At 56.2% G+C, this 26,134-nt stretch carries 24 protein-coding genes; 15 read left to right on the top strand and 9 right to left on the bottom strand.

Annotated elements, in window-relative coordinates; translation table 11 throughout:
• Window positions 1-2: 2 nt before the first annotated feature.
• Together AC2LB6_RS05575 and AC2LB6_RS05580 are read right to left on the bottom strand one after the other, a co-directional pair.
• Window positions 3-851 (bottom strand): MurR/RpiR family transcriptional regulator, encoded by an 849-nt coding sequence (locus AC2LB6_RS05575; RefSeq protein ID WP_490092767.1) that lies wholly within the window; start codon window positions 849-851, stop codon window positions 3-5.
• Between the two features lie 441 nt (window positions 852-1,292).
• Entirely contained in the window at window positions 1,293-3,206 is a 1,914-nt protein-coding gene (locus tag AC2LB6_RS05580; RefSeq protein WP_490092768.1) for a bifunctional 5-dehydro-2-deoxygluconokinase/5-dehydro-2-deoxyphosphogluconate aldolase, read from the bottom strand.
• A 545-nt stretch (window positions 3,207-3,751) separates the two neighbouring features.
• Here AC2LB6_RS05580 and iolD point away from each other — a divergent pair.
• The 3 genes from iolD to iolE all read left to right on the top strand — a co-directional run bounded on the left by iolD (window position 3,752) and on the right by iolE (window position 7,709).
• A complete protein-coding gene (iolD, locus tag AC2LB6_RS05585; protein WP_490092769.1) occupies window positions 3,752-5,692 on the top strand; it encodes a 3D-(3,5/4)-trihydroxycyclohexane-1,2-dione acylhydrolase (decyclizing) in 1,941 nt (646 codons plus the stop codon).
• A 62-nt stretch (window positions 5,693-5,754) separates the two neighbouring features.
• Window positions 5,755-6,765 carry a bifunctional inositol 2-dehydrogenase/D-chiro-inositol 1-dehydrogenase gene (gene iolG, locus AC2LB6_RS05590; protein ID WP_003852177.1) on the top strand — a complete coding sequence of 337 codons (1,011 nt, stop codon included), beginning with the start codon at window positions 5,755-5,757 and terminating at the stop codon, window positions 6,763-6,765.
• Window positions 6,766-6,812: 47 nt separating this feature from the next.
• Window positions 6,813-7,709 (top strand): myo-inosose-2 dehydratase, encoded by an 897-nt coding sequence (iolE, locus tag AC2LB6_RS05595; RefSeq protein WP_490092770.1) that lies wholly within the window; start codon window positions 6,813-6,815, stop codon window positions 7,707-7,709.
• Between the two features lie 49 nt (window positions 7,710-7,758).
• Here iolE and AC2LB6_RS05600 read toward each other — a convergent pair whose 3' ends face one another.
• Both AC2LB6_RS05600 and AC2LB6_RS05605 read right to left on the bottom strand, forming a co-directional pair.
• Window positions 7,759-8,313, bottom strand: coding sequence for a DcrB family lipoprotein (locus AC2LB6_RS05600; RefSeq protein ID WP_090966882.1), 555 nt, complete (start codon window positions 8,311-8,313; stop codon window positions 7,759-7,761).
• Window positions 8,314-8,430: 117 nt separating this feature from the next.
• The gene (locus AC2LB6_RS05605) at window positions 8,431-9,096 is read right to left on the bottom strand and encodes a 7-cyano-7-deazaguanine/7-aminomethyl-7-deazaguanine transporter (RefSeq protein ID WP_490092771.1); all 666 of its coding nucleotides are present in this window, start codon (window positions 9,094-9,096) and stop codon (window positions 8,431-8,433) included.
• 204 nt (window positions 9,097-9,300) lie between these two features.
• Here AC2LB6_RS05605 and tusA point away from each other — a divergent pair, with 204 nt between their 5' ends.
• Window positions 9,301-9,552, top strand: coding sequence for a sulfurtransferase TusA (tusA, locus tag AC2LB6_RS05610; protein ID WP_490092772.1), 252 nt, complete (start codon window positions 9,301-9,303; stop codon window positions 9,550-9,552).
• Window positions 9,553-9,605: 53 nt separating this feature from the next.
• Here tusA and AC2LB6_RS05615 read toward each other — a convergent pair whose 3' ends face one another.
• Complete coding sequence (locus AC2LB6_RS05615; RefSeq protein ID WP_490092773.1) at window positions 9,606-11,894, bottom strand: zinc/cadmium/mercury/lead-transporting ATPase; 2,289 nt, start codon at window positions 11,892-11,894, stop codon at window positions 9,606-9,608.
• A gap of 85 nt (window positions 11,895-11,979) precedes the next feature.
• Window positions 11,980-12,609 (bottom strand): lysoplasmalogenase, encoded by a 630-nt coding sequence (locus AC2LB6_RS05620; RefSeq protein WP_090966878.1) that lies wholly within the window; start codon window positions 12,607-12,609, stop codon window positions 11,980-11,982.
• A gap of 145 nt (window positions 12,610-12,754) precedes the next feature.
• On the opposite strand from AC2LB6_RS05620, the gene AC2LB6_RS05625 reads away from it, so the two are divergent.
• Window positions 12,755-13,111, top strand: a complete 357-nt coding sequence (locus tag AC2LB6_RS05625; RefSeq protein ID WP_490092774.1) for a DUF2500 domain-containing protein — start codon at window positions 12,755-12,757, stop codon at window positions 13,109-13,111.
• Between the two features lie 26 nt (window positions 13,112-13,137).
• Here AC2LB6_RS05625 and AC2LB6_RS05630 read toward each other — a convergent pair whose 3' ends face one another.
• The gene (locus AC2LB6_RS05630; RefSeq protein ID WP_003852192.1) at window positions 13,138-13,410 is read right to left on the bottom strand and encodes a DUF1145 family protein; all 273 of its coding nucleotides are present in this window, start codon (window positions 13,408-13,410) and stop codon (window positions 13,138-13,140) included.
• Complete coding sequence (gene rsmD, locus AC2LB6_RS05635; protein WP_490092775.1) at window positions 13,400-13,999, bottom strand: 16S rRNA (guanine(966)-N(2))-methyltransferase; 600 nt, start codon at window positions 13,997-13,999, stop codon at window positions 13,400-13,402. Before rsmD ends, AC2LB6_RS05630 begins: the two co-directional genes overlap by 11 nt.
• 232 nt (window positions 14,000-14,231) lie before the next feature.
• Between rsmD and ftsY the strand changes: the two genes are divergently transcribed.
• From ftsY to rpoH, 4 genes are all read left to right on the top strand, one after another.
• Window positions 14,232-15,851 carry a signal recognition particle-docking protein FtsY gene (gene ftsY, locus AC2LB6_RS05640; RefSeq protein ID WP_490092776.1) on the top strand — a complete coding sequence of 540 codons (1,620 nt, stop codon included), beginning with the start codon at window positions 14,232-14,234 and terminating at the stop codon, window positions 15,849-15,851.
• A gap of 5 nt (window positions 15,852-15,856) precedes the next feature.
• Entirely contained in the window at window positions 15,857-16,525 is a 669-nt protein-coding gene (ftsE, locus tag AC2LB6_RS05645) for a cell division ATP-binding protein FtsE (protein ID WP_010253318.1), read from the top strand.
• Window positions 16,515-17,498 (top strand): permease-like cell division protein FtsX, encoded by a 984-nt coding sequence (ftsX, locus tag AC2LB6_RS05650; protein WP_490092777.1) that lies wholly within the window; start codon window positions 16,515-16,517, stop codon window positions 17,496-17,498. The genes ftsE and ftsX overlap by 11 nt, the downstream gene beginning before the upstream one ends.
• A gap of 241 nt (window positions 17,499-17,739) precedes the next feature.
• Window positions 17,740-18,597, top strand: coding sequence for an RNA polymerase sigma factor RpoH (rpoH, locus tag AC2LB6_RS05655; protein ID WP_003852201.1), 858 nt, complete (start codon window positions 17,740-17,742; stop codon window positions 18,595-18,597).
• A gap of 60 nt (window positions 18,598-18,657) precedes the next feature.
• On the opposite strand, the gene panM is transcribed toward rpoH, so the two are convergent.
• On the bottom strand, window positions 18,658-19,053 hold the full coding sequence (panM, locus tag AC2LB6_RS05660) for an aspartate 1-decarboxylase autocleavage activator PanM (RefSeq protein ID WP_490092778.1): 396 nt from the start codon (window positions 19,051-19,053) through the stop codon (window positions 18,658-18,660).
• A gap of 395 nt (window positions 19,054-19,448) precedes the next feature.
• Between panM and AC2LB6_RS05665 the strand changes: the two genes are divergently transcribed.
• From AC2LB6_RS05665 to ugpB, 6 genes are all read left to right on the top strand, one after another.
• The gene (locus tag AC2LB6_RS05665; RefSeq protein WP_490092779.1) at window positions 19,449-20,561 is read left to right on the top strand and encodes a branched-chain amino acid ABC transporter substrate-binding protein; all 1,113 of its coding nucleotides are present in this window, start codon (window positions 19,449-19,451) and stop codon (window positions 20,559-20,561) included.
• Between the two features lie 134 nt (window positions 20,562-20,695).
• A complete protein-coding gene (gene livH / locus AC2LB6_RS05670) occupies window positions 20,696-21,622 on the top strand; it encodes a high-affinity branched-chain amino acid ABC transporter permease LivH (protein WP_009087789.1) in 927 nt (308 codons plus the stop codon).
• Complete coding sequence (locus tag AC2LB6_RS05675; protein ID WP_490092780.1) at window positions 21,619-22,890, top strand: high-affinity branched-chain amino acid ABC transporter permease LivM; 1,272 nt, start codon at window positions 21,619-21,621, stop codon at window positions 22,888-22,890. Before livH ends, AC2LB6_RS05675 begins: the two co-directional genes overlap by 4 nt.
• Window positions 22,887-23,654: a high-affinity branched-chain amino acid ABC transporter ATP-binding protein LivG gene (gene livG, locus AC2LB6_RS05680; RefSeq protein ID WP_490092781.1), complete on the top strand. Its 768-nt coding sequence runs from the start codon at window positions 22,887-22,889 to the stop codon at window positions 23,652-23,654. Before AC2LB6_RS05675 ends, livG begins: the two co-directional genes overlap by 4 nt.
• A gap of 1 nt (window position 23,655) precedes the next feature.
• Window positions 23,656-24,369, top strand: coding sequence for a high-affinity branched-chain amino acid ABC transporter ATP-binding protein LivF (gene livF / locus AC2LB6_RS05685; protein ID WP_008926291.1), 714 nt, complete (start codon window positions 23,656-23,658; stop codon window positions 24,367-24,369).
• 404 nt (window positions 24,370-24,773) lie between these two features.
• Complete coding sequence (gene ugpB / locus AC2LB6_RS05690; RefSeq protein ID WP_490092782.1) at window positions 24,774-26,090, top strand: sn-glycerol-3-phosphate ABC transporter substrate-binding protein UgpB; 1,317 nt, start codon at window positions 24,774-24,776, stop codon at window positions 26,088-26,090.
• Window positions 26,091-26,134 lie beyond the last annotated feature (44 nt).

Genomic DNA, 26,134 nt, shown 5'->3' on the forward strand with positions numbered 1-26,134 from the left:
GGTTACTGAGCGGAACTATCGGCGTTGTTCAGAGCCAGTGACACCGCCAGCGTCTGCGCCAGACAGAGTGAGGCAACCTGCGAACGGAAGCCATCGACCTGCGCTTCACGCACCACAAAGCAGACATCGCTGAAAGCGGCCAGCGGACTAACCTGGCTGTCGGTAATAGCAATCTGATGCGCGCCACGCTTGGCACCCATTTCCACCACTTCGACCGCTTCACGCGCATACGGCGAGTAGCTGATCGCAATCACCACATCTTTCGGGTTTACCAGGCTGAGCTGCTCGGTAAACATCCCGCCAAGGCCATCAATCAGAAAAGCGCGACGCTCCAGGTGACGCAGCGCGTAGACCAGATAGGATGCGACGCTGAAAGAGCGACGCAGGCCGATCACATAGATGTTCTCAGCCTCATTCAGCAGTTTCACCGCTTTGTTCAGCTGCTCAGGATTAACCTGCATTGCCAGTTGCTGCAGCGCCTGGCTGTTCACCATAGTAAAGACGTTGAGGATCTCCGACGGACTTTCAGGCGCATTGGCGCTGTCGTCTGTTGAGGTCTGACGAAACAGGCGTGCACGCTCGGTATAGTTTACCGTCTCTTCCATCAGGTGCTGACGAAAAACCTGTTTCATTTCGTTGAAACCGCTAAAGCCAAATGCATTCGCAAAACGGATCAGCGTCGAAGGCGGCACATCGGCCTGCTGGGCAATCGAGGCGACGGTATCGAAAGCAATACTGTTACTGTTATCAAGGATGTAGCGCGCAACCTGTTTAAGACGCTTGCTCAGTGTTTCATAGCGGCGACGAATATCGTCCTGCAAGAGAGAAAGTTGGGTGGGATTATTGTTCATCACTTCTGCCCGTATAATTAGAATAATGGCTGCATAATGAGCGCTATATTACCAGATGGATGGAAAATTTCATTTCTTTGCATCAACGATGCAGTTTATTTCATGGCTTTATGAAATGGTTCACAGATTAGCTTTAGCGCCTCAGGCCTGCCTTTTCGCGGACAATGACAGTGTGAAAACCGGCGTTGAATTTCGGTGGGGAGAAGAGTGTAGCGAGTAAAAATGCCATCCAGGCTGGGATGACGGCAGAATGCTGAAAAATCGGGTCTGGCAGCAACGGATTAGCATAACGAGCAGGGAACACGGTCAGAAAAGGAAAGCGGCCCGCGACAGGACGTCGCGGGCCGGGCATGCCATGGATGGCGGCTTTTGCGCCTTTCTGATCTGACCGTGTTCCCTGCGTCTGCACTTTATCAAAGCGGCTTTTGGCAGAGCAGGAAGTCAGGCGCGGGCAGCGCGCCAGTAATTAATCAGCCTCAGATAGTTGCCTTTTACGGTCTCAATCAGCGCCTGATCGTCCAGTTCACCCTGCAACCACTGGCGCGAAGGCTGACCAAAGATTGTGCGACCCACCGCAAAGCCTTTTACCCATGGCGCTTTGGCCGCCGCGGCAAAGCCTGCTTTAAGCTTCTCTTCGGGCGCATCCAGACCGAGTAACAGAATGCCGCGACAGTGGGGATCCTGCTGCTCAATCAGCGTGCTGATCGCCTGCCAGCTCTCTGCCGACAGCGGTGGCAGTTTCCACCAGTCAGGCTGGATGCCCAGACTGTAGAAATGAGTCAGCATATCAAGATAATAGGCTTCATTTTTATCCGGATTGCTTTCCGGCAAAATCACTTCCAGCAGCAGCTCATGACCGCTTTTATTACAGCCTTTCCAGACGTCGAGCACCACATCATCCTGCTCTTTACGCAGTTCAGCACTGTCATGAGGATGATAGAAGACCAGACATTTCACTACGTGCTCGGCGGGCCAGTCGATTAGCTGCGAGCCAATATTGCCATGCTCAAGGCGCAGCGGACGTGAGCTGGGAAGCTCAATCGGGCGGCCAATCCACCAGTTCTTACCGGTAATAGCATTCAGCGCTTTCTGACCATAGGTCGTATCCGCCAGAATGCCGCTCTTATTCTCTAATCCCGCCTCTCTGGCAGCCTGCTGAGCGGCTTCCAGCAGCAGCAGTTTAAGCTGCGGAATACGGCTCTCGTCAACACCCGCTTCCTGCGCCATGTCCGCCAGCTGTTTACGGTGATCAAAGGCGAAGACATTCAGCTCCGGCCACGCCTGCTTACGTGTGGTCACGCGGTGCAGGTGGTTCAGACGACTGTCGAGATCGGGACGTTTCACCTCTTTGTCGCGGCTCAGGAAATCATCCAGTTCCGCTTTAGTTGGCATGGCAGGGGCACAGCCGTGGCGTGAAACCACCAGCGCTCCGCAGGCATTGGCGTAACGGCACGCCTGCTCCCAGCCTTCATCATTCAGCCAGCCACGCAGCAGGCCAGACATAAAGGCATCGCCTGCGCCCAGCACATTGAGAACCTCGACGCGCACGCCGGTGTGCAACTGAGTCTCTTCCCAGCTATCCGGAATATCACCTTCAAACACCACGCAACCCAGCGGACCGCGTTTGCAGACCAGCGTTGCCTGGCTTGCTTTACGTACGTTCTTCAGGGCGGTAAGGGTATCAGTGCTGCCACCGGCAATATGAAACTCCTCTTCGGTGCCGACGATCAAATCGAAATAGTGCACCACTTCCTGCAACTGCTGCGTGACCTGAGACGACTCAATGAAACGCGTTTCACCGTCGCCCAAAGAGGTCAGTCCCCACAACACCGGGCGGTAATCAATATCCAGCGCCGTGCGCAGGCCGTTACGGCGGGCGATATCCAGCGCTTTTAGCACCGCTTCACGAGTCTGAGGATGGGATAAGTGGGTGCCGGTTACCGCCACGGCACGCGCAGAGATAATAAAGGCTTCGTCGATATCGTCTGGCACCAGGCCCATGTCGGCACAGTTATCACGGTAGAAAATCAGCGGAAAAGTCTCTTCATCTTTGATGCCGAGGATCACCAGTCCGGTCAGACGCTGCGGATCGGTGATCAGCGCATCGGTGTTACAGCCTACGCGCTGCAACTCTTCACGCAGAAAGCGACCATTATGCTCATCTCCCACCCGCGCCAGCATCGCCGATTTCAGCCCCTGAATCGCGGTGCCATAGGCGACATTGCCCGACGATCCACCCAGATATTTCGCAAACGAGGTGACATCTTCCAGTCGCGCTCCGATTTGCTGGCCATAAAAATCAACGGCGATGCGCCCGATACAAATCACATCAAGCGGCTTCTGTTGTGTACTCATACCTGTGGTTTCCTTCTGTGATTAGCAGAGCTGGCGGGCGAAAAGACCGACACCAGGTGCGCTCTGCTTCCGGGTCTATGGGTGTCTGACTGGCTATGAGGGGAGTATGAGGAATAAAAATTCCATATTCAATGCAAAATGAAATATCCATCGCAAATTTGTGAACCAGGTAAAACTCCTGATTGTCGTCCGCTTGCGCGGTCTCTGCCATCGCGATGTGCGGTGTGTCAGGGTTGTGAAGGGGATCGCAGGAATCCGCACCCCAGTCAGGCAAGCTGCTGCATTGAAATGAATTTTTTCATCATGCACCACTCTCTGTTAAACGTTCCAGATTTCCCCTCTGCCATTGCCCGCCAGACCTGTCGCCGCCATTAAATTTGATCTCACTCGCAAAATGAAATGTTTCTTCTGTAATCGTGTTTTATGAAAAATATATTTGTTTATAATCGCCTCACGTTTCAGTTATTCCGGTCGCCTTTTCCGCCGATGACAGCGCCTGGCGCGCTGTCGCGGAAGTTGGGGTCCACCAGCATGTAAGGAAGAATATGGGCACTATCAGACTCACCACGGCACAGGCGCTGGTTAAATTTCTTGATAATCAATTCATTGATGTCGATGGCGTTGAAACGAAGTTCGTCAAAGGCATCTTCGCGATCTTCGGACATGGTAACGTGCTGGGGCTGGGCCAGGCGCTGGAACAGGATAGCGGCGATCTGATAGTTTATCAGGGCCGTAATGAGCAGGGCATGGCCCATGCTGCCACCGGCTTTGCCCGCCAGTCACTGCGTCGTCAGATTATCGCCTGCAGTTCATCCGTGGGGCCTGGTGCGGCGAATATGATCACCGCCGCCGCCACGGCGACCGCTAACCGCATTCCTCTGCTGCTGCTGCCCGGCGACGTTTTCGCTACCCGCCAGCCCGATCCGGTACTGCAACAGATTGAGCAGAGCTACGATCTCAGCATCAGCACCAATGACGCCTTCCGCGCCGTCAGCAAATACTGGGATCGCGTTAGCCGCCCGGAGCAGCTGATGTCTGCCTGTATCAACGCCATGCGCGTACTGACCGATCCGGCAGAAACCGGTGCGGTCACGCTCTCTCTTCCACAGGATGTGCAGGGTGAAGCCTGGGATTACCCGGACTATTTCTTCCAGAAACGCGTGCACCGTCTCGATCGCCGCCTTCCGGTGGCGGCCCAGCTGGCAGATGCCCTGACGCTGATTAACCGTAAGCGCAAGCCGATGATTATCTGCGGCGGTGGCGTCAAATACTCCGAAGCGGGCGAGGCGCTGCGCCAGTTTGCCGAGCGCTATCAGATTCCCTTTGCCGAGACGCAGGCCGGCAAAGGCACGCTGGTCTCTGACCATCCGCTGAATGTCGGCGGCGTGGGTGAAACCGGCTGTCTGGCCGCTAACCTGCTGGCAAAAGAGGCCGATTTAGTGATCGGCATTGGCACCCGCTACACCGATTTCACCACCGCATCGAAATGGATTTTCCAGCATCCCGATGTCAGCTTCCTGAACATTAACGTCAGCAACTTCGACAGCTACAAGCTTGATGGCGTGCAGCTGCTGGCCGATGCCCGCGAAGGGCTGACCGCGCTCACCGCCGCGCTGGCCTCACAGCACTACAGCAACGACTGGGGCGATCAGATTGAGCAAGCGCAGAGTCAGCTGCTGAAAGAGACGCAGCGCGTCTATCAGGTGGAATATCACGATGGCGACTTTGTGCCGGAGATTGCTGACCATCTCGACCGCGAAGCGGTGTTCGCTGAATTCAATCGCCTGACTCAGTCGCTGCTGACGCAAAGCAGCGTGCTCGGCACTTTAAACGAGCAACTGCCGAAAGACGCGGTGGTGGTCGCGGCGGCGGGCAGTCTGCCGGGCGACCTGCAGCGCGTCTGGCGCACCAAAGATTACAACGCCTACCACGTCGAATATGGCTACTCCTGTATGGGGTATGAAGTGAATGCCGCACTGGGTGTGAAGCTGGCACAGCCGCAGCGCGAGGTTTATGCGCTGGTCGGTGATGGCTCCTTTATGATGCTGCACTCAGAGCTGGTCACCTCGATTCAGGAAGGGGCGAAGATCAACGTGGTGCTGCTGGATAACATGACTAACGGCTGCATCAATAACCTGCAGATGGAACATGGCATGGACAGCTTTACCACCGAGTTCCGCTTCCGTAATCCGGAAGGCGGCAAGCTGGATGGCGGTTTTATCCCGGTCGATTTCGCCGCGATTGCTGCCGGTTATGGCTGCAAAACCTATCGGGTCACCACACTGGAGCAGCTCAAAGCGGCGCTGGAAGATGCCCGTACCCAGACTGTTTCCACCCTTATCGACATCAAAGTGCTGCCAAAAACCATGATCCACAAATATTTCAGCTGGTGGCATGTCGGCGTGGCGCAGACCTCTAAAACCGAACGCGCTCAGGCGGTGGCGGACAAGCTCAACAGTCATCTGGATCAGGCGCGCAAATATTAATTTCCGGGCCGTGTTGCGGCCCGTTTTCCTCTTCTCCGTACGAACCCTACACAGGTGTAATTATGACTTTGAAACTTGGCGTCATCGGTACAGGTGCAATTGGTCAGGAACATATTCGCCGCTGCAGCCATGTGCTGCAGGGCGCCCAGGTGGTTGCCGTCTCTGACATCAATGTCGAAGGCGCGCGTGCCGCACTGCAACGCCTGAACATTGAGGCAGAGGTGTTCGAAAATGGCCACGATGTGATTCAGTCACCCAACGTCGATGCGGTGCTGGTCACCTCATGGGATCCGACCCATGAAGAGTTCACCTTAGCGGCGATTGCCGCCGGTAAACCGGTCTTCTGTGAGAAGCCGCTGGCGATGAGCGCTGAGGGCTGCCGCCGGGTGGTGGATGCAGAGATTCAGGCGGGTAAACGCCTGGTGCAGGTTGGCTTTATGCGTCCTTACGATGCGGGTTATCGCGCCCTGAAAAAAGTCATCACCGATGGCGATATCGGGGAGCCGCTGATGCTGCACTGCGCGCACCGTAACCCGACCGTGCCGGAGAACTACACCACGCCGATGGCAATCACCAACACCCTGATCCACGAGCTGGATGTGCTGCGCTGGCTGACAAACGACGACTATAAAACGGTGCAGGTGATCTTCCCGCGCGTGACGTCAAAGTCGCATGGTCAGCTGAAAGACCCGCAGATCGTACTGTTCGAAACCCACAAAGGGGTACGCATCGACGTCGAGATCTTCGTTAATTGCGCCTACGGCTATGACATTCAGTGTGAAGTGGTCGGTGAAGAGGGCATTGCCCGCCTGCCAGAGCCATCTTCAGTGCAACTGCGCAAAGATGCCCGCCTGTCGAACACCATTCTGGTGGACTGGAAAGATCGCTTTATCGAGGCTTATGACGTTGAGCTGCAGGCATTTATCAACGACATCAAAGCGGGCCAGCTTACCGGACCTTCTGCGTGGGATGGCTTCGCCGCTTCAGTGGCCGCCGATGCCTGCATCAAAGCGCAGAACAGTGGTGCGATTGAGCCGGTAGAGATGCCGCCGCGTCCTGCTTTCTATAACTGATTCAGCTCTCTATGCGGCATAGCCGCTCTCCGCCTGGGAATAAGAAGATGAACAAAAAGAACGTAAAACTGGCGATCGCGCCAATCGGCTGGACCAACGATGACATGCCGGATCTCGGCAGTGAGAATACCTTCCAGCAGACCGTCAGTGAGATGGCGCTGGCTGGCTTTACCGGAAGCGAAGTGGGCAGCAAATATCCGCGCGATCCAGCGATTCTGAAACCGATGCTCGACATTCGCGGCATTGAAATCTGCAACGCCTGGTTCAGCACCTTTTTTGCCAACGGCGATAAAGAGAAAACCATCGAACAGTTCATCGAGCACATGAACTTCCTGCATGCGATGGGCGCGCGGGTGATTGGTTGTTCAGAGCAGAGTAAAAGTATTCAGGGCACCGGGCTTGCGGTGTTTGAAGAGAAAGCGATTTTCAGCGATGAAGAGTGGCGGTTAACCGCAGAGGGCTACAACGAACTGGCCCGCATCGCAGGGGAGAAGGGGATGCGCGTGACGCTGCATCATCATATGGGCACCGGCATTCAGACCACTGAAGAGATCGACCGGTTTATGGCGATGACCGACGAGCAGGTTGGTTTGCTCTATGACACCGGCCACGTCTACTACTCCGAAGGCTCCCAGCAGAAGATGCTGGCGGTACTGGAAAAATATCTGCCGCGCATCTTTCACGTTCATCTCAAGGATGTGCGTGATGAGGTGGTCACCGAGGTACGTGAGAATCATCTCTCGTTCCTGGAAGGCGTCAAAAAGGGCACCTTTACCGTGCCGGGCGATGGCGTGATCGACTTCAAACCGGTGTTTAAAATCCTGGATGATTACGGCTACAAAGGCTGGATGGTGGTGGAAGCGGAGCAGGATCCGGCGCTGGCCAATCCGTTTGAGTATGCAGTGAAAGCGCGGAAATATATCCGGGAAAATACAGGTTTATAACGTCCTCTGAACAAAGGCTGGCCTCCCTATGGGAAGCCAGCCTTTTGCTTTACTTCAGCGTAATACTTTTCACAATGTTGTCAGCATCGCTCTGCGCCTGCTGCTGATTATCGCCTGGCAGCGTAATCTGCAGTGTCACCAGCTTGCCATCCACTTTTGCCAGAACCACGGAAGACCATGAGGTCTGGTTGTTGGCAGAAATCACTGTATCCAGCTGCTGTGCGGGCTGATCTTTCAGCGTCACAGATTTGTTCGACACCACCTGCAGCTGCGGGTCGCGGTTGCGCTGCTGCTGTTCCATGCGCTTCGACAGCACATCCAGCCCATCATTTGTCGGGTCACCGGCAATCACAATAATGGCGCGGGCACCGGTTTCATCGGCATAAACGTGCATGTTCGTGGTCTGCGAACCCAGTTTACCGCTTTTATCTGACATGCCTGGTGGCAGTGAGAAGCTCAGTTTGCCATCCATCAGCGTGACGGTCTGCGCCGACTGACTGGCGCTGACGCCGTTGTCATTCGCCGCTTCATCTTTCTTCTGGTCACAGGCCGCCAGGCCAAGTACCAGTAAACCCATTCCTACATATTTCACCAGGTTGCGCATCAGAATCCCTTTTTAAGTTTCCAGTCAGGCATTAATACAACAGGAATCAGGTTGCAAACGCAACCTGATGATTGTCAGAAGATCTTAGCGGGTAATGGCAGAACACTGTATGGGTTCTTAGCCGAAATTTACCTGGCGGGCGGTCTGGCGTTCAGCCAGACGCTTCAGCGCGGCGTTGAGCAGCACGCCGTAGGCGGGCAGGAAGAAGATCATGCAGATCAGCACCTTGAAGCTGTAATCCACCAGAGCGATCTCAACCCAGTGCTGCGCCATGAACGCATCGGGGCTTTTATAGAAGGCGATGAAGAAGAAGGCCAGCGTATCGCTGATATTCCCCAGAAACATCGCGCAGCCCGGTGCTATCCACCACTGCGGCAGACGACGCAGACGGTTAAACACATGAACGTCGAGGATCTGACCCAGCGCATAAGCCATAAAGCTGGCGCAGGCGATACGGGCAACAAACAGATTCATCACTTCCAGTGCGTGCCAGCCCTGCCATTCACCCTGATAAAACAGTGCCGAGACGCCGTAAGAGATAAACAGCGCCGGGATCATCACGGCCAGAATAATGCGTCGGGCCAGCGGTGCGCCAAAAATACGCACGGTGAGATCGGTCGCCAGGAAGATAAACGGGAAGCTGAACGCACCCCAGGTGGTGTGGAAGCCAAAAACGGAAATTGGCAGCTGTACCAGATAGTTACTTGATGTGATCACCAGCAGGTGAAACAGCGACAACCAGAAAAGCGCATGCATGCGCTGACGTGAAGAAAATGCGAGCATATTCAACCTTTTTAATGTTGGGGTGAGGGAACCCATTGCGGGACGCCGTTCGAGCAGCGCCTGGCAGTTTCATGAGCAAAAAGCGGCGGCATCTTACCGCGTTGTGCTTTTTATGCAATGGTTAATTTTAGCGCAATCGTTATCGCCTTGCTTCACCGCCAGCACGCGTTAGAATGAGCGCCCTTTACCTGAACCGAGTTGATTATGAGCGATGCTTTTTCCTCTGCCGACCATCAGCTGGATGCCCGTGGCCTGCGTTGCCCGGAGCCGGTGATGATGGTGCGCAAAACCGTACGCGGCCTGCAGAATGGCGAGACGTTGCTGATCATCGCCGATGATCCGGCGACGACCCGCGATATTCCTGGTTTCTGCCGCTTTATGGAACATGGCCTGCTGGCGCAGCAGACCGACACGCTGCCCTACCAGTTTCTGATCCGCAAAGGCATGGCAGGTTAACGACAGCCGTTCGGGCCGTGGTTAACCTCACTCATCGATCAGAAGCCTCACACTCAGGCGCGACGACGCAGTAACCGCAACGCGTTGGCGGTGACCAGCGCGGTCGCACCGGAATCCGCCAGCACCGCCAGCCAGAGTCCGGTCAGACCCAGCAGGGTAGTGACCAGGAAAATCGCCTTCAGACCCAGCGCAATTCCGACATTCTGGCGGATGATGCGCCGTGTCCGGCGTGCCAGTGCAATCATCGGGGCCAGATTGCTGAGCTGATTACGCGTCAGGGCTGCATCGGCCGCTTCCAGCGCAACATCGGTGCCGCTACCCATCGCAATGCCCAGCGTCGCCGCTTTCATCGCCGGGGCGTCGTTAATACCATCTCCCACCATTGCCAGCGGCTGCTGCCGACTCAGTTCACGGATGGCCGCCACCTTATCGGCGGGCAGCAGGCTGGCGCGATAATCTATATCCAGCTGGCGGGCAATGGTTGCTGCGGCGCGTGGGTTATCGCCGGTCAGCATCAGGCTCTCAATACCCAGCTTTTTCAACGCTTTTAACGCCTCCATTGCATCGTCACGCAGCTGATCGCGCAGGGCCAGCGCACCCAGCGCCTCGCCATCGCGCATCAGCACCACCAGGGTTTCACCTTCGGCTTCCTGCTGAGCTATTTGCGCGCTTTGCTGCGGCGTCAGACCGGGAGCATGGCCGGGCGTCAGCAGCTGAATCTGCTGGCCTGAAACCTGCGCACTGATACCGCGGCCGGCCTGCACCTGCTGATCCTGCGCTTCAGGAATAACAAGGTCACGCGCCTGCGCGGCCGACACGATAGCGCTGGCCAGCGGATGGGTCGCACCCTGTTCCGCAGCGGCGCTCAGGGCCAGCATCTCTGACTCGCTGGCCGTGCCAAAGCGCAGGATTTGCGTCAGCTGTGGCTTACCCAGCGTCAGGGTACCGGTTTTATCAAACGCCATTCTGCGCACCGAACTCAGCCGCTCCAGCGCCGCACCGCCTTTGATCAGTGCGCCCTGTCGCGCCGCCGCAGCCAGCCCGGAGGTAATGGCGGCAGGCGTTGAGATCACCAGTGCACAGGGGCAGCCAATCAACAGCAGTGTCAGCCCTTTGTAGATCCACGGCTGCCAGTCGCCTGCGAAGAGCAAGGGCGGCACCACCATTACCAGCAGCGACAGCAGCATCACCAGCGGCGTATAAATGCGACTGAACTGATCGATAAAGCGTTCAACCGGCGCACGATGCGTTTCCGCTTCCTCGATCAGCTGCAGGATACGGTCAATCGCGCTTTCACCTGGCTTCGACACCACTTCCAGCATCACCAGTCGATCCACGCTGGTGGCTCCGGCGAGAATCTTTTCGCCGCTGGCGCGGGTTACCGGCAATGATTCCCCGGTTAACGCGCTCTCATCGAAACTGGCGAGCGGGCTGATTAAACGGCCGTCGACCGGCAGGCGGCTGCCCGCCGCGACTTCAATCACATCGCCGGGTTGCAGCGCCGCCAGCGGTACTTCAAGACGTTTGCCCTGTTCAAGGCGAATCGCCGATTCAGGCCGCAACGCCATCAGGCTGGTGACGCCGCTGCGCGCCCTGGAAGCGGCATAGCTTTCCAGTTGTTCACCCAGCTGAAACAGCACCAGCACCATCGCGGCTTCAGCGTGCGCGCCAATAATCAGCGCACCGGCTGACGCCAGTGTCATTAATGTCTCAATGGTAAAAGGCGATCCGCTGCGAATGCGCTGCCATGCACCGCGCGCTACCGGGACCAGGCCGACCAGCGTGGTCAGCACGAACAGCCGATCGCCCCAGGCGGGTGCGAACTGGCTGAGAATGCTACTGGCGAGCACCAGCAGTGCAAGTAAAATCAGCATCCGGTTATGCTGCCAGCCCGTACTGGCGGGGGATGTAGCCGACGTGGCTGATGAGGCTGCGAGCTGGAAACCGGCTTTTTTCACCGCCTGTTCAACGGCGTTTTGCACATCCTGGTCTGCGTTGACAACCAGCTTCTCGCTGCTGAACAGCACGCGGGCGTCGGTCACGCCTTTTACCTGGCGGACGGCAGTTTCAATGGTGCGGGCGCAGCTCGGGCAATCCATTCCGCTGACCTGCCAGCTAAAGGGATAAGTGGACCCTCGCCGGTCGCTTTCCTCAGCGGTGTCAGCCTCGTTGCCAGGACTGCTGTTGCTGTCACAGCAACAGCCTGCTGTATCCGCCGTCACGGGCGTAGCAGCATGGATGGAAAGGGAGAGGGGACGGGCCTGGCGAACCTGGCACAGCGGTTTTGCTGCGGCGTGGCTGGCACGCGGTTTGCCGCAGCCACAGGCGTGATCTTGATGCATATGACCTCCGGATAATGGGATGAGCAACGCTGCCCATCCCGCTATCCTACACTCTGGAGTGAACTCCAGAGTCAAGGCTATTTTCTCAGACGACCCACAATGAACGCACGATCATAAAGTGACCGGCAAAGTAGCAGGCGGCAACAATCGCGCTGTCAGCGGTGAAGCGACGGCGATAGTGCGAGATAAACCAGACGGCGTTTGCCAGCAGCAGCAGACCGGCACCGACCATGATCGAGAAGCTGTAATCGGTCGGGCGGAAGAAGTACTGCTCGGTCGCTATCCAGGCCATCACCAGCGTCATGCCGATAAAGGTACAGACAGGCCAGCGCAGATCTTCCAGTCGGCTCCAGATGATGCCAATCAGGGCGGCACCGATGATAAGCAGCGTCAGCGGAATCGGCCAGAAGAAGGTCATGGTCATGCTGGCGGCGAAGCAGAGCGTATAAAGCAGGTGCGACAGGAAGAAAGCCCCGACGGCATAGAGCATTTGCTGACGAGGCAGCAGCGTTAACGCATCACCGACCAGCGTCGCGACCAGCCCGGCCAGAATCAGGTAGTCCGTGGTCTGCAGCACCGGTGCCTGCCAGGCCAGCCCGACGAGAAGCAGCAGCGTGACCGGTTTAAACAGCCAGCGTTGCCACTGAGGCCCGCGATAGGTGGCATCGACATAGAGCCAGCCGGAGAAAAGTACAGCGAGGAAAGACCAGAGCATTGTTTCTCCCTTTTTTACTCAAAATGGTGAAAGATCCCAAAATATCCCTTCCAGTTTAGGTTAAGCCTCTGAGATGTGACAATCAGGCAACTCTGGTTGTATGCTTTGCCGCCTGATTCATTATCCCCACAGGCACGAGAGCGCTATGAGCAAACCGCCGCTAATTATTATCATCGTCCTGGCGATTATCGCCGTGCTGGCGACTCGTCAGTTCATCAAGCAACGTCGTGAAGTGGCAGTGAACGACGCGTCACCGGAGCGTGCTTTGCAGGCTGAGGTCAAAACCAAGCGTGAATTTCCTTCTCCTAATCGCCGTTCACGGCAGCGCGAAGTGATCGCCGGGGAAGAGATGCGGTATGAGGTGCTGTTTCATCCGCTGAACGGTGCCAGCGACATCAAAGTACAGCTGAAAGAGGCGGAATATCATCAGCTGGATAAAGGCGCGAGAGGCGAGCTGAAGATGCAGGGCACGCGCTTTATCAGCTTCATGCCTCTGCAGTAACCGGCGGGCATTGCGCCCGCACGGCACTATTTCTTGCGTGGGAAGTTTTTCTTCTGCCATGCGACCAGTTCGAACACCCCGAACAGAAAAACTTTGGCCTGGGTGACGCGGTCAATCGGCGGCGCATCTTTGGTCTGCGTCGTGCGCAGTAATACCAGTTGCAGACCATGCATCAGGATCATGAAAATCAGCGCAACGTTGATAAAATAAGTCAGCGGTTTAGGGTAGGGATGAACCAGGTTAGCCAGTAAAAATCCCCACACGCATAGCATCAACAGACGCCCCAAATTAAGTAACATCCTGCGTCTCCTGTTGACGTTGATACAAACGATAAGCCACTTGTCCGGCTATTTTCTCGCGATAAAGATCCCACTCTGGCGGCACTGACGGTGCGCCATTTTCTACTTCACTTTCGACGTAAATCAGCGCCTGAGCGGCCAGCCAGTGATTCTGCTCCAGCAGCTGCAACGTCTGTTCCAGCAATCCCTGACGAAACGGCGGATCGATAAACACCACATCAAAGGGTGTACCTGGCTGTGCCAGCCAGTTTAACGCATTGGTCTGAATCACGGTGCCATTACTGGCGTGCAGCGTCTGCAGATTTTTTGTCAGCTGCTGTGCCACCGGACGTTCCAGCTCCAGCAGGGTCGCCGATCCCGCGTAACGCGACAGCGCTTCCAGTCCTAATGCGCCGCTACCGGCAAAGCAGTCAAGGCAGCGAGCCTCTGGCAGGACCGGGGCCAGCCAGTTAAACAGCGTTTCACGCACCCGATCGGTGGTCGGGCGCAGTCCGGCACTGTCCGGCACCGGCAATTTGCGTCCGCGCCACTGGCCGCCAATGATGCGAATCTGCCCGGCACCGCCTGTACTGCGGGGGTTTTTATTCATCTTGCTCACAACTCGTCATAATTTGTTGAGTAGTTTAACGGGCGAATCGGTGAGAAGAAACGTTAAAAAAGGGTGCTGTGGTGAGCTGGCTGGAAAGTGTTAGACTACTGAGTTGCTGAAGTCATGCATTATTCTGCGGTTTACGCCGGTCTGGCGCTGACCGACTTTCATTGATTTACCCCTGGAAACCACGCGCGACCGGGACAAAGCCATCGAGGAGTGTCGTCACACAATGGCAAAAGAGAAAAAACGTGGCTTTTTTTCCTGGCTGGGATTTGGCAAAGAGGAAGAGAAACAACCTGTAGCGGAGGAGCAGACACAAGAGGTCGCTGAACCCGAACAGCAGCAGACAGAACAGGAAGCCCCGGCATTAAGCCAGGCTGAAGCGCAAGCGGAAGAGACTGTCGTCATCACTGAAACGGTGGCCGGACAGCAGCGTGAGGCGGAAGTCACCGCGGCAGCGCCGCATGAATCAGCACCCGCGGTGCTCGATGAGGCTGAGCCAATTGAGGCCGATCCTGAAGCGTTACTGGAAGTCTCCGCACCTGAACATGACGCGATGCCGGTTATCGACGCCGACGCCGTGGTCACGCCGATCGCTGACGAGGCTCCTGCAGACGCGCCGTTAAGCGAAGAAGAACTGACCGCGCTGGCGCTGGGCGACGCCCCGATCGTTGAAATCCCGGACAGTGAAGCAGACGCGCCATTAAGCGAAGAAGAGCTGGCTGCGCTGGCGCTGGATGACGCCCCGATCGTTGAAATCCCGGACAGTGAAGCGGATGCGCCATTAAGTGAAGAAGAGCTGACCGCGCTGGCATTAGGTGAAGCCGAAGTCACTGACGCGGAACCGGCTGATACGTTATCCGATACCGTCAGCGATCTTCCGCTGGCCGCCGCGCCACTCATCGTGCAGGAGCAGGAACGTCCCAGCAAAGAGGGCTTCTTTGCCCGCCTGAAGCGCAGCCTGGTCAAAACCCGTCAGAACCTCGGCTCCGGTTTTATCAGCCTGTTCCGTGGCAAAAAAATTGATGATGACCTGTTTGATGAGCTGGAAGAGCAGCTGTTGATTGCAGATGTCGGCGTGGATACCACGCGCCGCATCATTACCCATCTTACCCAGCAGGCAAACCGCAAGCAGTTGCGTGACGCGGAAGCGCTCTACGGCCTGCTGAAAGCGGAAATGGCCTCGATTCTGGCAAAAGTGGATGCGCCACTGGAAGTCTCAGGCAAAACGCCGTTTGTCATCCTGATGGTTGGCGTCAATGGCGTGGGTAAAACCACCACCATCGGTAAGCTGGCGCGCCAGTATCAGGCCGAAGGCAAAACGGTGATGTTAGCGGCTGGTGATACCTTCCGTGCAGCGGCGGTTGAGCAGCTGCAGGTGTGGGGCCAGCGTAATAATATTCCTGTGATTGCTCAGCATACCGGCGCAGATTCTGCTTCGGTGATATTCGATGCCATTCAGGCAGCGAAATCGCGAGGCGTTGACGTGCTGATTGCCGATACTGCCGGCCGTCTGCAGAACAAATCGCACCTGATGGAAGAGCTGAAAAAAATCACCCGCGTGATGAAAAAACTGGATGATTCAGCGCCACACGAAGTGATGCTGACGCTGGATGCCAGCACCGGACAGAATGCGGTCAGCCAGGCCCGACTGTTTAACGAAGCTGTTGGTGTGACCGGTATCGCGCTCACCAAGCTGGATGGCACCGCCAAAGGCGGCGTAATCTTCTCGGTGGCCGATCAGTTCGGTATTCCGATTCGCTACATCGGCGTTGGTGAAGGCATTGAAGATTTACGGCCGTTTAAGGCGGAAGATTTTATTGAGGCACTGTTTGCCCGAGAGGACTAATTAGGATGATTCGCTTTGAAGAGGTCAGTAAGGCATATCTCGGCGGACGTCAGGCGCTGCAGGGGGTAGATTTCCGTCTGCGTCCTGGCGAAATGGCGTTTCTGACCGGACACTCCGGTGCCGGTAAAAGTACCTTGCTGAAGCTGATTTGTGGCATTGAGCGCCCGAGTGCCGGAAAAATCTGGTTCAGCGGCCATGACATTTCCCGCCTGCGAAATAGCGAGGTGCCTTTCCTGCGTCGTCAGATCGGCATGATCTTCCAGGATCACCACCTGCTGATGGATCGTTCGGTTTATGAAAATGTGGCGATCCCGCTGATTATCTCCGGTGCCAGCGGCGAAGATATTCGTCGTCGCGTCTCGGCGGCACTGGATAAAGTGGGTCTGCTCGACAAAGCGAAAAGTTATCCGATTCAGCTTTCTGGCGGTGAACAGCAGCGTGTGGGCATCGCCCGTGCGGTGGTGAACAAGCCAGCCGTGCTGCTGGCTGATGAACCGACCGGTAACCTTGACGACGCGCTGTCAGAAGACATTCTGCGCCTGTTCGAAGAGTTCAACCGCGTCGGCGTCACCGTCCTGATGGCGACGCATGACAGCGGTCTTATCGCCCGACGCAACTACCGGATGATGACGCTGAATCAGGGACGTCTGCACGGAGGCCACGATGGTCAATAAACGCATTAAACGTCCGGCTGCGCCGAAAGCGAAGCAGCAGTCGAAGAGTAAAGCGCTCAAGGGCGGCTGGCAGGAGCAGTGGCGCTATGCGCTGCGCGGCACGCTTTCTGATATGTGGCGTCAGCCGCTGGCTACTCTGTTGACGGTCATGGTTATCGCCATCTCGCTGACGCTGCCCAGCGTCTGCTACATGGTGTGGAAAAACGTCAGCCAGGCGGCCACGCAGTGGTATCCGGCTCCGCAGTTAACCGTTTATCTCTCCAAAACGCTGGATGATACGGCGGCAGAGAACGTCGTGGCACAGCTCAAGCAGGTTGAAGGCGTGGATAACGTCAACTATCTGACACGGGAAGAGGCGCTGAACGAGTTCCGCAACTGGTCAGGCTTTGGCGGCGCAATGGATATGCTGGAGCAGAATCCGCTGCCTGCTGTGGCCATCATCACGCCTAAGCTTAACTTCCAGAACTCCGACACCATGCAAAGCCTGCGCGATCGGGTGAGCAAAGTGCAGGGCGTGGATGAGGTGCGGATGGATGACAGCTGGTTTGCAAGACTGGCGGCGCTGACTGGGCTGGTGGGGCAGATCGCCTCAATGATTGGCGTGCTGATGATTGTGGCGGTGTTCCTGGTGATCGGTAACAGCGTCCGGCTCAGCATCTTTGCCCGACGCGACACGATTAACGTGCAGAAGCTGATTGGCGCTACTGACGGCTTTATCCTGCGTCCTTTCCTCTATGGCGGGGCGCTGCTGGGCTTCAGCGGGGCGGTGCTGTCACTGCTGCTGTCAGAAGTGCTGGTGCTGCGTCTGCAATCCGTTGTCGCCAGTGTGGCGACCGTATTTGGTACCACCTTCTCACTGGAAGGCTTCTCGTGGGATGAGGCGCTGCTGCTGTTACTGATTGCGGCAATCATCGGCTGGGTGGCTGCATGGCTGGCAACGGTACAACATTTACGTCGATTTACGCCGCAGTAAACGCCTGCAACATTTTTTTGTTATAATGGTCCTCTGCTACCGATGGTGGGAGCAGAGGATATTTTCCCCTCTTCCCTTCCCGTCATCTGTGTGTAAAATATTCACTGCTACAATTGAACTTGTGGATAACTTTATCACTCTAAGTAGCACAGATTGCTTTCGGATTTCGCGCGACGTTGACTTAATGTATCGTCTGCGCAGGGAAATGTGCGGCAATTCCACTAAATTTGTGAGGGTTTGAATGACCAAAGAAATGCAAACTTTAGCTATTGCTCCTCTTGGCAACCTGGAGTCTTACGTCCGGGCTGCGAATACCTGGCCGATGCTCTCGGCTGAAGAGGAAAAAGCGTTGGCTGAACGGCTGCATTACCAGGGCGATCTGGAAGCAGCAAAGACGCTGATCCTGTCTCACCTACGCTTTGTAGTTCATATCGCTCGTAATTACTCCGGCTACGGTCTGCCACAGGCTGACCTGGTCCAGGAAGGCAACATCGGCCTGATGAAAGCGGTGCGTCGCTTCAACCCTGAAGTGGGCGTGCGTCTGGTTTCGTTTGCCGTGCACTGGATTAAAGCGGAGATTCACGAATACGTGCTGCGTAACTGGCGTATCGTGAAAGTCGCGACCACTAAAGCACAGCGTAAGCTGTTCTTTAACCTGCGTAAAACCAAGCAGCGTCTGGGCTGGTTCAATCAGGACGAAGTCGAGATGGTTGCGCGTGAGCTGGGCGTAAGCAGCAAAGATGTGCGTGAAATGGAATCGCGTATGGCCGCGCAGGACATGACCTTTGATATGTCTGCCGACGACGAGAGCAGTGAAGGCCGTTCGATGGCGCCAGTGCTTTATCTTCAGGATAAAACCTCTGACTTTGCTGATGGCATTGAAGAGGATAACTGGGACGCGCACGCCGCTGACAAGCTGAGCTATGCGATGGAAGGTCTGGATGAGCGTAGTCAGCACATCATTCGCGCCCGCTGGCTGGATGAAGACAATAAAACCACGCTGCAGGAGCTGGCCGATCAGTACGGCGTATCAGCCGAACGTGTCCGGCAGCTGGAAAAGAACGCCATGAAGAAACTGCGTATGGCGATCGAAGCGTAACGCACTTCAACACCTCAAGGGGCGACAGATGATGTCGCCCTTTTTGTTTTCTGCGTTTGCCTATTCTACCGCCCGTATCCAGCCATCACTCTGTGCCCTGAAGCCACACGCCTGCATAAACGCTGCCCGCACCTGCTGATCGTCACTGCCATCATCGGCAATCCACCAGTCCGATATCGATCCGTTCTGCCTGATCGTCTCCTCCAGTAAATATTGTCCCACTCCGCGTCGCCGGGTGACATCGCGCACCGTCAGCCGGTGAATCTTGCCATGCATCCCCGAGATTTCCAGCTGCAAACCCGCCAGCAGCCGATCGTTAAAGCGCGCGGCGTAGAGACGATGTCGCTCACTCAGATTCTGTTCCAGTTTTTCAATCTCCAGATCCGGCCAGACTTTGCCAAGATCGATGCGGTCCTGCGCGGTCAGCGTGGTTAAACGCTGAATAGTGAGCTTCATAACAAAAACCTCTGTAATAGGGGAAAGTGCAGCGAAAATATACAACCAGAGTGCTACCACATTTTCATCAATAAAACAGGTCAAAAGGTGGCCTGGATGCCAGGATGATAGTTGTAAACAGGGTTAGCTGGCGATCAATCCAGCATAACGCGCTGGCAAAGTGATGAAAAACCGGCCGTTGCCTCCAGTGTATTATGCTGTTTCACTCAGTCAATTCTGAATATGTCAGTTGATTTACAGAAGAAACTTCCTGTTTAATAACCTGAAAAATAAAGCCTTATTACTAAAAAATGCCAGAAAAGTACGCTAACTCCTTCATGATTAATCAGTTTTCGGCTTTATCTGGCAACGCAAGCACTCACAACATACACGACAAAACAAATGGGGTAGTCAGGATGAAAATGAAAGGTCGCGCATTACTGGCGGGATGTGTAGCACTGGCGATGAGCCAAGCGGCGCTGGCTGAAGATATCAAAGTGGCGATTGTCGGCGCAATGTCGGGTCCGGTGGCACAGTACGGTGACATGGAGTTCGCGGGTGCAACGCAGGCGATTGAAGACATCAATGCCAAAGGCGGCGTTAACGGTAATAAGCTGGTTGCGGTGAAATATGATGACGCCTGCGACCCGAAACAGGCGGTTGCGGTAGCGAACAAGGTGATTAACGACGGCATCCATTACGTTATCGGCCACCTCTGCTCTTCCTCCACCCAGCCCGCGTCTGACATCTATGAAGATGAAGGCGTACTGATGATCACCCCGGCCGCGACCGCACCTGACCTGACTGCCCGTGGCTATAAGCTGATTATGCGCACCACCGGTCTCGACTCCGACCAGGGGCCGACCGCCGCGAAATATGTGATGAGCGAGCTTAAACCCAAGCGCATCGCCGTGGTTCATGACAAACAGCAATATGGTGAAGGCCTGGCGCGCTCCGTGCAGGAGAGCCTGAAAAAGCAGGGTGCCAATATCGTGATGTTTGAAGGGATTACCGCAGGCGACAAAGACTTCTCTACCCTGGTCGCGCGCTTCAAGAAAGAGAACGTCGATTTCGTCTATTTCGGCGGTTACTATCCGGAAATGGGCCAGATCGTGCGTCAGGCACGTGCTGCTGGTCTGAAAACCCAGTTTATGGGACCAGAAGGCGTGGGTAACGCTTCTCTGTCGAACATTGCCGGTGCGGCTTCTGAAGGCATGCTGGTGACCCTGCCGAAACGCTACGACCAGGTTGAAACCAATAAACCGATCGTTGAAGCCCTGAAAGCGAAGAAACTGGATCCGACCGGACCGTTCGTCTGGACCACCTATGCAGCACTGCAGTCACTGGCAACCGGTATGGAGCGCAGCAAGAGTGCTGAGCCGGACGCTATCGTGAAAAACCTCAAGGAAGGCGCTGCTGTGCCAACCGTGATGGGCAACCTGAACTGGGATGAGAAGGGCGATCTTAAGGGCTTTGAATTCGGCGTCTTCAAATGGCATGCCGATGGCACCTCGACCGCAGTGAAGTAAACCAGGCTGTTTTGTGGTGAGCGGGAAGCCGGTTAACCGGTTTCCTCTGATCAGCGACACGAACGCCTGGTGCTCCTCTGCCAGGCGTTTTTTGTACCCCGATCGCCTGCGATCGGTTAAGTAAGGGTCAAGGTATGTCCGAGCAGTTCCTCTATTTTATTCAGCAGATGTTTAACGGTGTGACCCTGGGAAGCACCTACGCGCTGATCGCCATCGGTTACACCATGGTTTACGGCATTATCGGCATGATTAACTTCGCCCATGGCGAGGTATACATGATCGGTAGCTATGTCTCCTTTATCGTGATTGCCGCCCTGATGATGATGGGCATCGACACCACCTGGCTGATGATTGCAGCTGGCTTTGTGATGGCGGTCATTATCTCCAGCGCCTACGGCTGGAGCATTGAGCGCGTCGCCTACCGGCCTGTGCGCTCGTCCAAGCGCCTGATTGCGCTGATCTCCGCCATCGGCATGTCGATATTCCTGCAAAACTACGTCAGCCTGACGCAGGGTTCACGCGACCTGGCGCTGCCAAGCCTGATCACCGGACAGTGGACGGTAGGCGAGAGCAACGGTTTTGCCGCCACGATTTCTACCATGCAGATTGTGATCTGGGTGGTGACGTTCCTGGCGATGCTGGCGCTGACGACCTTTATCCGCTATTCCCGCATGGGCCGCGCCTGTCGCGCCTGCGCTGAAGATCTGAAAATGGCCAGCCTGCTGGGGATTAACACCGACCGCGTGATCTCGCTGACCTTTGTGATCGGTGCCGCGATGGCGGCAGTCGCAGGCGTGCTGCTGGGCCAGTTCTACGGTTCGATCAACCCCTTCATCGGCTTTATGGCGGGCATGAAAGCCTTCACCGCCGCCGTACTGGGCGGGATTGGCAGTATTCCGGGCGCAATGATTGGCGGCCTGGTGCTGGGCATTGCTGAAGCGCTGACCTCGGCGTATCTCAGCACGGAATATAAAGATGTTGTCTCGTTTGCCCTGCTGATTGTGGTGCTGCTGGTGATGCCCACCGGGATTCTGGGTCGCCCGGAGGTCGAAAAAGTATGAAGTCTTCCTTTATCAACGCTCTGATCTCCTCGGTGATGCTGCTGGTGCTCGCCACCTTCTTTATGGGGCTACGTCTGAATCTGGATGGCACTAATCTGGTGGTGCAGAACGCCGATAGCGTGCGCTGGAACTGGATCGCCGCAGGCTGTGCGGTGGTGTTTCTGTTCCAGCTTATGCGTCCGGTGTGGCAAAGCGGCCTGAATAAAATCTCCGGTCCGGCGCTGGTGTTACCCGGCCTGGATGGCTCGACGCCGAAGCAGAAGCTGGTGATGACGGTGATGATTATCGCCGCGATTGCCTGGCCATTCCTGGTGTCACGCGGCACCGTCGATATCGCTACCATGACGCTGATCTACGTGATGCTCGGTCTGGGCTTAAACGTGGTGGTCGGCCTTTCTGGCCTGCTGGTGCTGGGTTATGGCGGCTTCTACGCCATCGGTGCCTACACCTTTGCGCTGCTGAACCACTATTACGGTCTCGGCTTCTGGCAGTGCCTGCCGCTCTCCGGCATGGTCGCTGCGCTGTTTGGTCTGCTGCTGGGCTTCCCGGTGCTGCGACTGCGCGGTGACTATCTGGCGATTGTGACGCTGGGCTTCGGTGAAATCGTGCGTATTCTGCTGCTGAACAACACCGCCCTGACCGGTGGCCCGAATGGCATCAGCCAGATCCCGAAACCCACACTGTTTGGTCTGGAGTTTGGCCGTACGCCGCGTGAAGGCGGCTGGGATACCTTCCATAATTTCTTTGGGCTGAAGTACGATCCCAGCGACCGCATTATCTTCCTCTACCTGGTGGCGCTGCTGCTGGTGGTGCTGACCCTGTTCGTGATTAACCGGCTGCTCCGCATGCCGCTGGGGCGGGCCTGGGAAGCGCTGCGCGAAGATGAGATTGCCTGCCGTTCACTGGGCCTGAGTCCGACCCGCATCAAGCTGACCGCCTTTACCATCAGTGCTGCGTTTGCGGGCTTTGCCGGCAGTCTGTTCGCGGCGCGTCAGGGCTTTGTCAGCCCCGAATCCTTTACCTTTGTCGAATCTGCCTTTGTGCTGGCGATTGTGGTTCTGGGCGGGATGGGCTCGCAGTTTGCGGTGATTCTGGCCGCCATTCTGCTGGTGGTATCACGCGAGCTGATGCGTGATCTTAATGAATACAGCATGCTGGTGCTGGGTGGCCTGATGGTGCTGATGATGATCTGGCGTCCGCAGGGATTGTTGCCGATGAAGCGTCCGCATCTGAAGCTCAGAGCCGCTAAAAAAGGAGAGCAGGCATGATTCAGCCTTTATTAGCCGTTGAAGGCCTGATGATGCGCTTCGGCGGTCTGTTAGCCGTGAACAATGTGGCGCTGGAGCTGCGTCCGCAGGAGATCGTTTCACTGATTGGCCCCAACGGTGCCGGTAAAACCACCGTGTTCAACTGCCTGACCGGCTTTTACAAGCCGACTGGCGGCACGATCACATTGCGTGAGCAGCATCTGGAAGGATTGCCGGGCCATAAGATTGCGCGGATGGGCATCGTACGCACTTTCCAGCATGTACGTCTGTTCCGTGAGATGACGGTGATTGAGAACCTGCTGGTCGCGCAACATCAGCATCTGAAAAGCGGCGTGTTTTCCGGCCTGCTGAAGACTCCGGCGTTTCGCCGCAGTGAGAGTGAGGCGCTGGACCGTGCGGCGACCTGGCTGGAGCGGGTCGGTCTGCTGGATCTTGCTAACCGTCAGGCGGGCAATCTGGCCTATGGTCAGCAGCGTCGGCTGGAGATTGCGCGCTGCATGGTGACACGCCCGGAGATCCTGATGCTGGATGAACCGGCGGCGGGCCTTAACCCTAAAGAAACCCACGAGCTGGACGCGTTGATTGCAGAGCTGCGTGGCGAACACAAGGTGTCGGTGCTGCTGATTGAACATGATATGAAGCTGGTAATGGGCATTTCTGACCGTATTTACGTGGTTAATCAGGGAACGCCGCTGGCTAACGGAACGCCGGAGGAGATTCGTAATAACCCGGATGTCATTCGTGCCTATTTAGGAGAGGCCTGAGATGGCAAATGCGATGTTAACCATTGAGAACGTTAGCGCCCATTACGGCAAAATTCAGGCGCTGCACAACGTCAGCCTCTATATCAATCAGGGCGAAATCGTCACCCTGATTGGCGCTAACGGAGCCGGAAAAACCACGCTGCTGGGTACGCTCTGCGGTGAGCCGCGCGCGACCCAGGGCACGATTACCTTTGATGGTAAAGCCATCACCGACTGGCAAACGGCGCGCATCATGCGTGAAGCGATTGCCATCGTGCCAGAGGGACGGCGGGTGTTTTCGCGCATGACGGTGGAAGAGAACCTGGCGATGGGCGGCTTTTTTGCCAGCCGTCCGGACTATCTGACACGGATTAAGCGCGTGTATGAACTCTTCCCACGTCTGGAAGAGCGCAAAATCCAGCGCGCCGGGACAATGTCAGGCGGCGAACAGCAGATGCTGGCGATTGGCCGTGCGCTGATGAGCCAGCCGCGCCTGCTGCTGCTGGATGAGCCGTCGCTGGGGCTGGCACCGATCATTATTCAGCAGATCTTCGACACCATTGAGCAGCTGCGCAGCGAGGGGATGACGATTTTCCTGGTGGAGCAGAATGCGAATCAGGCACTGAAACTGGCGGATCGGGGCTATGTGCTGGAGAACGGGCATGTGGTGCTCGAAGACACAGGTGCAGCGCTACTCTCCAACGAAGCCGTCCGCAGCGCGTACTTAGGTGCCTGATGGGGCACGGCCTGGCTTACTGGCCATTTCGACACCGGGCAGTGCTCGAATTCCTCACGTACTTCAGTACGCTCTGGATGCTGTGCGCTGGCCGGCGCCGAACTGCCTGCGACGCCGACGGCCTTGAATATCGATGATGGTGGAGCCGCCATTAGCCTTTGAGTCTGGTGAAGTGAAAACCAGCATCACATGTTTTCACTTCCCAACCACTTTGCAAATTATGTAACCAAAACCTGGCGGTGGTGGTACTTTGCCGCCGCGCTGCCAGCGTCCTCTTTTCCTCGCTTTAGCCTGTCATCCGGCTGTCATCTGGTTGTTATTAATCTGTCATTTCCCCGTGTCATGTTACTTCGCGAACCAGAAATCCGTGATTTCACGCGTATTTACCTGCACAGGAAAATTCTATGTCCGTCGTTACCTTTCGTCGTAGCCTGATGAGCGCGCTGCTCGGTCTGACGCTCAGCAGCCATGCCATGGCCGCTACTGAGATCCCTTTCTGGCACTCTATGGAAGGCGAGTTAGGCAAAGAAGTGGATTCGCTGGCACAGCGTTTTAACGAGACGCATCCCGATTACAAAATTGTTCCGACCTACAAAGGTAACTACGAGCAGAGCCTGGCAGCAGGAATTGCGGCTGTGCGCAGCGGCAAAGCGCCTGCGGTGTTGCAGGTCTATGAAGTCGGTACGGCGACCATGATGGCCTCAAAAGCGATTGTGCCGGTGCATCAGGTCTTCAAAGATGCCGGAATTCCTTTCGATGAAAAACAGTTCGTGCCAACGGTGGCGGGCTACTACAGCGATAGCAAAGGTCAGCTGATCTCTCAGCCGTTCAACAGCTCGACGCCGGTGCTCTACTACAACAAAGACGCCTTTAAAAAAGCGGGCCTGAACCCGGACCAGCCGCCTAAAACCTGGCAGGCGCTGGCGACGGATGCCGCCGCACTGCGTAAATCGGGCATGAGCTGTGGCTACGCCAGCGGCTGGCAGGGCTGGATCCAGATTGAAAACTTCAGCGCCTGGCATGCTCTGCCGGTAGCGACTGAAAACAACGGATTTGACGGACTCGATGCGGTGCTGGAGTTCAACAAACCGGTACTGGTTCGTCATATCGAACAGCTGGAAGCGATGAACAAGAAAGGGGACTTCACCTACTTTGGCCGCAAAGATGAATCCACCGCCAAGTTCTACAACGGCGACTGCGGTATCACTACCGCCTCATCCGGTTCGCTGGCTGATATCCGTCATTACGCCAAATTCAACTTCGGCGTTGGCATGATGCCGTATGACGATACCGTGCCGAATGCGCCGCAGAACGCCCTGATCGGCGGTGCCAGCCTGTGGGTGATGAAAGGCAAAGATGCGGCAACCTACAAAGGCGTAGCTGAGTTCATGCAGTTCCTGGCTAAACCGGAAATCGCTGCGGAATGGCACCAGAAAACCGGCTATCTGCCGATTACTACCGCCGCCTACGAGCTGACGAAACAGCAGGGCTTCTACGATAAGAATCCGGGTGCGGATATTGCCACCCGCCAGATGATGAACAAGCCGCCATTGCCGTTCACCAAAGGGATGCGTCTGGGCAACATGCCGCAGATTCGTACCGTGATCGACGAAGAGCTGGAAAGCGTCTGGACCGGCAAACAGTCACCGCAAAACGCGATGGATAACGCAGTGAAACGCGGCAACGAGCTGCTGCGCCGCTTCCAGCAGCAGGTAAAGTAATCTCTCCATGCGGGCCAGCCTGGCTGGCCCCTCTTTTCTGACGT

This window comes from Pantoea sp. RCC30.1 (assembly GCF_058148845.1).

Bases quoted from the DNA above. Each gene is read 5' to 3' on its own strand.
- AC2LB6_RS05600 (WP_090966882.1), bottom strand. From the start codon at position 8,313: ATGCGCAACCTGGTGAAATATGTAGGAATGGGTTTACTGGTACTTGGC.
- ftsY (WP_490092776.1), top strand. From the start codon at position 14,232: ATGGCAAAAGAGAAAAAACGTGGCTTTTTTTCCTGGCTGGGATTTGGC.
- AC2LB6_RS05605 (WP_490092771.1), bottom strand. From the start codon at position 9,096: ATGCTCGCATTTTCTTCACGTCAGCGCATGCATGCGCTTTTCTGGTTG.
- AC2LB6_RS05615 (WP_490092773.1), bottom strand. From the start codon at position 11,894: ATGCATCAAGATCACGCCTGTGGCTGCGGCAAACCGCGTGCCAGCCAC.
- livF (WP_008926291.1), top strand. From the start codon at position 23,656: ATGGCAAATGCGATGTTAACCATTGAGAACGTTAGCGCCCATTACGGC.
- ftsE (WP_010253318.1), top strand. From the start codon at position 15,857: ATGATTCGCTTTGAAGAGGTCAGTAAGGCATATCTCGGCGGACGTCAG.
- ugpB (WP_490092782.1), top strand. From the start codon at position 24,774: ATGTCCGTCGTTACCTTTCGTCGTAGCCTGATGAGCGCGCTGCTCGGT.
- AC2LB6_RS05575 (WP_490092767.1), bottom strand. From the start codon at position 851: ATGAACAATAATCCCACCCAACTTTCTCTCTTGCAGGACGATATTCGT.
- iolD (WP_490092769.1), top strand. From the start codon at position 3,752: ATGGGCACTATCAGACTCACCACGGCACAGGCGCTGGTTAAATTTCTT.
- ftsX (WP_490092777.1), top strand. From the start codon at position 16,515: ATGGTCAATAAACGCATTAAACGTCCGGCTGCGCCGAAAGCGAAGCAG.
- livG (WP_490092781.1), top strand. From the start codon at position 22,887: ATGATTCAGCCTTTATTAGCCGTTGAAGGCCTGATGATGCGCTTCGGC.
- AC2LB6_RS05630 (WP_003852192.1), bottom strand. From the start codon at position 13,410: ATGTTACTTAATTTGGGGCGTCTGTTGATGCTATGCGTGTGGGGATTT.
- AC2LB6_RS05625 (WP_490092774.1), top strand. From the start codon at position 12,755: ATGAGCAAACCGCCGCTAATTATTATCATCGTCCTGGCGATTATCGCC.
- rpoH (WP_003852201.1), top strand. From the start codon at position 17,740: ATGACCAAAGAAATGCAAACTTTAGCTATTGCTCCTCTTGGCAACCTG.
- AC2LB6_RS05580 (WP_490092768.1), bottom strand. From the start codon at position 3,206: ATGAGTACACAACAGAAGCCGCTTGATGTGATTTGTATCGGGCGCATC.
- livH (WP_009087789.1), top strand. From the start codon at position 20,696: ATGTCCGAGCAGTTCCTCTATTTTATTCAGCAGATGTTTAACGGTGTG.
- rsmD (WP_490092775.1), bottom strand. From the start codon at position 13,999: ATGAATAAAAACCCCCGCAGTACAGGCGGTGCCGGGCAGATTCGCATC.
- AC2LB6_RS05665 (WP_490092779.1), top strand. From the start codon at position 19,449: ATGAAAATGAAAGGTCGCGCATTACTGGCGGGATGTGTAGCACTGGCG.
- AC2LB6_RS05675 (WP_490092780.1), top strand. From the start codon at position 21,619: ATGAAGTCTTCCTTTATCAACGCTCTGATCTCCTCGGTGATGCTGCTG.
- panM (WP_490092778.1), bottom strand. From the start codon at position 19,053: ATGAAGCTCACTATTCAGCGTTTAACCACGCTGACCGCGCAGGACCGC.
- AC2LB6_RS05620 (WP_090966878.1), bottom strand. From the start codon at position 12,609: ATGCTCTGGTCTTTCCTCGCTGTACTTTTCTCCGGCTGGCTCTATGTC.
- iolE (WP_490092770.1), top strand. From the start codon at position 6,813: ATGAACAAAAAGAACGTAAAACTGGCGATCGCGCCAATCGGCTGGACC.
- iolG (WP_003852177.1), top strand. From the start codon at position 5,755: ATGACTTTGAAACTTGGCGTCATCGGTACAGGTGCAATTGGTCAGGAA.
- tusA (WP_490092772.1), top strand. From the start codon at position 9,301: ATGAGCGATGCTTTTTCCTCTGCCGACCATCAGCTGGATGCCCGTGGC.